Annotated in this window: 1 protein-coding gene and 1 pseudogene; both read right to left on the bottom strand. The window is 73.1% G+C overall.

The genetic code is table 11. The features are described 5' to 3' along the window. Nucleotides 1-378 (bottom strand): annotated as a pseudogene (locus V7793_RS30405) (right-handed parallel beta-helix repeat-containing protein); the annotation flags it as partial. Between the two features lie 63 nt (nucleotides 379-441). Then, nucleotides 442-6,753 carry a hypothetical protein gene (locus V7793_RS30410; RefSeq protein WP_336012534.1) on the bottom strand — a complete coding sequence of 2,104 codons (6,312 nt, stop codon included), beginning with the start codon at nucleotides 6,751-6,753 and terminating at the stop codon, nucleotides 442-444. Nucleotides 6,754-6,871: the final 118 nt, after the last annotated feature.

Consider the following 6,871-nt stretch of genomic DNA (forward strand, 5'->3'; position numbering starts at 1 on the left):
CAGCCGCCCGCTGCCGATCCGGCCGCCGGACCACTCCGTGCGCCCGCCGCCGAGCACCACGGCGGGCTGGTCGGCGGCAGCCCCCTCGACGACGAGCCCGTCGACCACCACCCGTGCGCCCGCGGCCACTTCGAGCGCCGGCCGCCCGTCGCCGGGAGCGGTCAGAACCACCGCCCCGGGGTACCCGCCCGCCTCCACGCCGCCGGCGCGCAGCGTCACGCTGCGCTCGATCCGCACCGCCTCCCGGTAGGCGCCGGGGGCGATGCGTATCTCGTCGCCGTCGGCGGCCGCGGCCAGGGCGGTGGCGAGGTCGGGGTGAGCACCGGGGCCGGCGGCGTCCACCCGGTGGGTGGTGGCCGGCTGGGCGGGGACTGTCACGGGGGCTCCGTCAGACGTACAGGGGTGGGACCGGGCTGTGCCGGTGGTGACGACAACTTCTCATCAGCCGTTCGCGCCGGGTTGAGGGGGTGGCGCGATGCGGGCGCGCGCCTCGGACGCCATGCGCTCCGCCCAGGCGGCGTTGTGGTACTCGCGCAGGAACACAAGGAGGTTGTCCATGCGCAGTTCGAACTGCCGGGAGGGCATCCAGGATTCCAGAGGCTTGAGCCTTGCGGACCAGCTGTCGGCGTACTGCCTGATCTCCGCCTCGGAGAACTCCGGTATCCGCGTCCTGATGGAATCGGCCAGGCCGGCGAGTCCGGTGAAATCCGGCTGAGCGAGCAGCTGCGCCCGGAACTCGTCCATGTACCGCTTGGCGGGGCCGATGAGGCTCTCCTCCAGGAGCTTGTACTGCGCCTTGCTCCAGATCGCCTTGTCGTCGATCTTCGCCAGCGCCACGTCGACCTTCTGCTGGTATGCCGCCGCCAGTCCCTCGTAGATCTTCTTCGTGTAGGTGAGCTCGCCGCCGGGGGTCAGACGGAGCTCGCGGCTGAGTTCGTGCGTCTTGGAGAGCCCGAGCCATTCCCCTCGCGGGCCGTAGAGCATGTCGCTCTCCTGGCTGATGATCTTCCATTGCCTGCTCGCCTCGTGGTGCCACAGGATATTGGCGGCCTGGTACTGCCCCCGCTTCACCGGCGTCTCGTACTCCGCGTCACCGAACCAGTCGGTCACCTGCTTGTCCGGATCCAGGCGGAAGCGCACGTCGGCGCCCTTGCTGCTGCCGGGCGACTGGAAGTGCCAGGCCGTGAATCCGGTCTCGTCGACGTTCGTGACGGCCAGGGCGCAGCCGTTCATGGTGGGGGTCACGACGAGTCCGGACCCGAGCCGGTCGTCGGGTATCAGGGGAACGCGCACGTTCCCGATCCCGACGATGTCGACGTTTCCGCTCAGGTACGGGAGGAACACCGGGGACAGGTACTCGTCGGCGTCCGCCACGGCGGGAAGACGGCTGTCGCCGCGGTACGCGCCCAGTCCCGCCTGCTCCGCGTTCACCTGGATGTACTTCTCGACGGCCGGGGTGAGCATGACGGTGCTGCCCCGGTCGGACTGGCCCTCGGGCCGGTGGATCACGAACCAGTGGTGGCCCTCCCAGTCGTTCATCTTGTCCAGGAACTTGTGAATGGTGCCTCTGTCCATCCAGGGTGTTCGCGCCGCGATGTTCTCGTCGAAGCGCACGGAGACCAGATGTGAGGTGAAGAAGTCCTCGGGCCCGTCGGCGAAGGCGCGCGTGAGCAGTCCCTCCTGCAGTGGGAGCGTCACCCGCGGGGCCGGTGCCGGTGCAGGGGTCGTCGTGAGCGCGTTGTCCGGCCCGGTTTCGCCGGGGACCGGGTGCTCGGGCAGGGCAGCGGGCGGTTCCGTGTCCGGGGGAACCGCTTGGTCGTGGGCGGCCGGAGGTGCCGGCGCGTCCCCTTCGGGGGCCTGGTGGGGGAGACCGGCCGGCGAAGGGCCGCCGGACGGCGGACCGGCCGGCCCGGTGCCCGAGCTCCCCTCGCCGGGGTCGGTCCGGCGCATGCCGCCGGGCAGGCCCTTGCTCTCCTGGCCACTGCGCGTGATGGTCTCCTCGATCCCCGCCTGTACCGCCCGGGGGTCGGCGCCGAGCGCTTCCAGGTCCTCCGCGGCCCGGTTCAGCCGTTCCTCGGCGGCCGCGAGCCGGGTCTCCGGCAGCGACGGCCCCGCCGCCGCGGTCGACGGCCCCGCTCCGCCGGCGAACCGCTGGTTCCATTCGTTGAGTTCGAACTGGGCGCGGGAACGGTCGGCGTACGCCTCCGCGTAAGCGTCCCGTGCCCGGATCACCGGCAGGTCGGCCTCGTCGGGCACGGCCGTGGGCTCGGAGATCCGCAGCGTTCCGCTCTCGGGGGCAGGAGCAGGGGCAGGGGCAGGGGCCGGGGCAGGCGTGGGGGCGGGGGCGGGCTCGGGGACTTGGGCACCGAGCCGGGCCGTGGCCTCGTGCTCCAGCTCACGGGCCCAGCGCGGGTCCTCGAAGCGCTCGAGGATGCCGTCGAGCCGGTTCCTCACCGGGGCGTCCAGCGGGGTGCCGTTCAGGACCTGCCGGATGTGGTTCGCGGTTTCGAGGCGGCCTTGCCCGAGAGTCCGGGCGGTCTCCACGAGCCCGTCGAAGTCACCGGCCGCCGCGAGCTCGCGCTCCTCGGTCAGCCGCACGCCGAAGACCCTGTCGAGGACGTTCCTCTGCAGGGACCCCGCCAGTTCGGGGTTGCCGCGGCTGAGCGTCGCCAGGGCGGAGACGAGCTCCCCCTCGATCTGCAGGGCCTCCTCGGCCCGCATGCCGTCGTAGATCCGCCGGGTGTACGCGGGCGTGCTGCCGCCGGTGAGGTCGAGCGGGAAGACCCTGGTGTTCCGGCGCAGGGCGATGTCTTCGAGGCCGTTTCCGGCGGGGGTCGCCCGGTACTCCTGGCTCACGACGTGCCACGTGCCGTCCTCCCGGCGCCAGAGGATGTTCGTGGCTCCCTTCCACCGCCGGGAGCCGTGCTCCGGCGTCAAGTACATCGCGTCACCGAACCAGTCGCGCACCGAGCGTTCCGGCGTGGCGGGCCCGCTGAAGTTCTCGCCACTGCGCCCCGCGCGGAACCTCGTGGCGTACTGGTTGGCGGCCTCGCCCCCGGGGGACTGGTAGTGCCAGGCCCTGAAGGTGTCGTCGGTGACGTCGGTGACGGCGATCGCGCAGCCGTTCATCTCCGGCGTGAAGACGAACGCCGAGCCGGTGCCCCTCCCGGGGTTGCGGGGGATGACGGCGTTCCCGATGTCACCGTCCTTCCTGGCGAAGCCCGGCTTGTACGGGATGTAGTGCGAGGCGAGGTAGTGGTCGTCGGGCATGGGCTGGAAGAGCCCGGGGTGCGCGGCCAGGCCCTCGAACAGTTCCCGGGTCTCCCGGGGCACGAGGGTGCCCGGGGGGAACAGCGTCCCGTCCCTGAACGCCTGGACGTACCGCTCCACCGCGGGCGTGAGCACCAGGGTGGAGTGGCTGAGCGGGAGGCGGTCGTTCCGCTGCAGGACGAACCAGTGACGGCTCCAGCCGCTCATCCGGTCCACGAAGGCGTCGCTCTGCGCGCGGCTCAGTCCCGGCATCCGCTCCCGGATGCCCCGGGAGAGCTCGGTGGAGACGGGGTGCGCGTCGAGGAAGCGCACGGGATCGGCGGCGAACGTCCCGGACCGGGCGCCCTCCAGCGCGGTGAACGGGTTGTCGATGTGTCCCACGGGCCGCACGGGCAGCGGGGCGGGGGCGGCGGCCGGCTCCGGCGTGTGACCGGTGCCGGTGCCGGTGCTGGGCGCGGTCTCGTCGAGGGCGCCGGGCAGGGCCTCGTCCGGCACCGCTTCGTCCGGCATGGTTCCGTCCGGCACCGGCTCGTCGGTGACGTGTGCGGGCGCGCCGGAGCCCGCCGCCTCGCCGGTGAGGTGTGCGGGTTGCGTCTGCGGCGGGTCGGCCGGCGGCCGCTGGGCGCGCCGTGAACCGCCGAGCGCGGTCCCGTCTCCGGTTCGGATCCTCGCCACGGCCACGTCGATCCGCTCGCTCGTCAGCCACGGGTCCATGCCCAGTTCGAGGAGGCGGTCCTCCGCGCGGGCCAGTTCGATCACGGCCGTGTCCAGCTGGGACTGCAGGAACCGCTGGCCGCTCGTGGGTCCTGTGGAGGAGCCGGCGAACAGTTCCCGTTCGGCGCGCTCACCCAGCTCGCCCAGGCTGCTGCGGGCGATCTCGTACGCCTGCCACGCGTCGAGCCGGTCCTGGGCCTGACGCCCCGTCGTGCCACCCGTGATGATGTCCTGCCGGACCTGGTGCCGCTCGCGCATGGCGAGTGCCGCGTCCCGGGCGCCGGGGCGCCCGTCGGGCGAGGGGAGGGGAAGCGACTCCTGCGCGTCGGCCCGCCCCTTGCCCTTGTCCCGGGGCGCGGGCGCATCGTGCTCCGCGGGGCGGGTGGCCGGGGGGACGGGGCCCGTCTCCGCATGGTGAAGGGCCGGCGGGACGGGACCGGTCTCGACGGGGCCGGTGACCGCTGCGGTTGCGGTGCCGGTGCCCCCCAGTGCCTGGGCATCGGTGGTGACGTGGGTTCCGGCCTTGATGCGGGCTGCGCCCTCATCGGCCGCGGTGAGCCACCCGGAGTTCTCGAACTCCTCGACAGTCCAGGTGATCTTGCCTTCCACGGCGTCGGGCAGGGGGATGTCGCCGAGGGCCCGCCGGACGGCGTTCGCCGTCGTCCCGCGCTGGTTCCTGAGCGTGCCCACGGTCGTGGCGAGCTCCTCGAAATCCGTGACCCGCGCGAGCTCCGGGTCCTCCCCGAGGAGAGTGCGGGTGATCGGTTCGAGGACGTCCTCCTGGAGCATGTTCCGCGTGGAGGTGGAGAGCCCGGGCGTCTGCAGCAGCGTCAGCAGTTTGCTCTGGAGCGCGGAGTCGGCTTCCTCGCGCATGCTGTCGTAGATCTTCTTCGTGTAGGCGAACTCGTCGCCCGGCGTGAGGTGCAGAGGCTGCACGGAGGGCTGACGGGGCAGCTTGAAGGCGCCGAGCTCCAAGGTGAGCGGAGCCTGGTACTCCTGGCTCAGGATGTGCCAGGAGCCGTCCGCCTTGCGCCACAGGATGTTCGTCGCCCCGTTGCGGGAACCCGGCGGCATCGGGCTGAGGTAGCTCGCGTGGCCGAACCACTCGGTGGGAGAGCGTTCCGCCCGGAAGGCGGCGGCGAACCCGCGTTGTGACATGCCGTTGGGGGACTGGTAGTGCCAGGCCCGGAAGCTGTCCTCCGTGACCTCGGTGACGGTGAGGGCGCAGCCCGTCATGTCCGGTGTGAACACGAACTCCGAGCCGGTTCCGCCGCCGGGGTTCCGCCGGATGACGGCGTTCCCGATGTCGGCGGTGCTCGCGGCGCTCTTCCCCTTGTACGGGATGAACTGCGAGGCGAGGTAGTGGTCCTCCGCCATCGGGCGGAAGAGCTCGTCACGCCGTTCGAAGAGTTCCCGGAACAGCTTCCGGGCCTCGTGGGCCTCCCGGGTCGTGCCGGGCCGGAGCAGCGACGGGTTCTCGGCGAACGCCTGGACGTACTTCTCCACGGCGGGGGTGAGCACCAGGGTGCCCTTGCCGCTTGCGAGGTCGCCCGGCCTCACCAGGACGAACCAGTGCTCGCGGACTTCGCCCATCGCTTGGAGGAACCGGTTGACGAGCCGGTCGCCCAGGCCGGGCATGCGTGCCGCCATGCCGAGCTCGGAGCCCATGTAGACGGGGCGTGTCCTCAGGAACGCCACCGGATCGCCGGCGAAGTCCCGGGTCCGGCTGCCCTCCACCGCCGCGAACCGGTTCTCGACGCGCCCGACGGTGACGACGGGCCGGGCCGGCGGCTCCGGGACGAGCTCGGGGGCCGCCGAGCCCGGGGCGGGGGCGCCGTGCGGATCCGCCACGTCGTCCACGTGCTGGTCCGCCAGGTCGTCGGCCGTGTGGCCCGCCGAGGACGCGTTCGCCTCGTCCGCCTCGTCGGCGAGCACCCGGGAGAGGTCGGGCCGCTCCGAGCCGCCGGGCACGCCGCCGTTCTCCAGGACCGTGCGGACGTTCAGGGTCCGCACCTCGGTCAGGACCGTGTCCGGGTCGACGCCGGCCTCCCGGAGGCCCTTGCGGGCGTCCTTGACCTCGGTGACGGCCGCGTCCAGCCGGTCCTGCGCGGCGAGCTGCGCCCGGGCCGGGCCGCCGGAGGAACCGGCGCCGGAAGGGCTCGGGGCGCCGGCGCCGGCGTCGCGCTGCGCGTTGCGCAGGCTGACGAGGGAGTTCTCGTACGCCAGGTAGCGCTGCATGCGGAGGTCGGCCGTCGCGCCGTCGGCGGCGCCGCCCGTGATGACGTGCCCGATGGAGAGCCGGAGCTGGTTCCTGACGGCGGCCGCGGCGTGTCCCTCGATGCCCGTCGGCATGGGAGTGGCCGGGCCGAGGGGTGAGGTCTGCCCGGGCTTGGACGGCGGGCGCAAGTCTCCCGGCGTCTCGGGGGAGTTCGTACGACCGGCCCCGCTGCCCCGGGGTGCGGCGCCGTCACCCGTAGGCACGGCATGCACGGGCTGCGGCGCGGCGTACGGGGGCGGGGCGGCCTCCGCGAGCAGGGGAGCCCCGGTCGTGCCGGCGGTGTCGGCCGAGCGGCCCGGCCGGGCCACCAGGTCCAGGGCCCGGGTGTCCACGCCGGTGGGGGAGACCCCGGCGGTGTCCAGGACGGCGCGGGAGGAGACGCCGCCCGCGGGCGGGTGCGCCGAGGCGCTCAGGCCCGCGTTGCCGGGGCGGGCGTCTCCGCCGCCCTTGAGGAGGGCGAGGGCCTGCTCACGGCTGTTCAGGGCGGACACCGGCTCAGGTGATGGTGCGTCAATGCCCTTGACTGCGGCCGAAGTCGAAGGCGCCGCGTCATTGAGCGGGGCGGCGTGGGCAGTCGTGCCGGGCGTCGGCGGGGCGACGCGCGTGGTC

The sequence above is a fragment of the Streptomyces sp. KLMMK genome, from assembly GCF_036961605.1.
In the GTDB taxonomy this organism is placed as follows: Bacteria; Actinomycetota; Actinomycetes; order Streptomycetales; family Streptomycetaceae; genus Streptomyces; species Streptomyces telluris.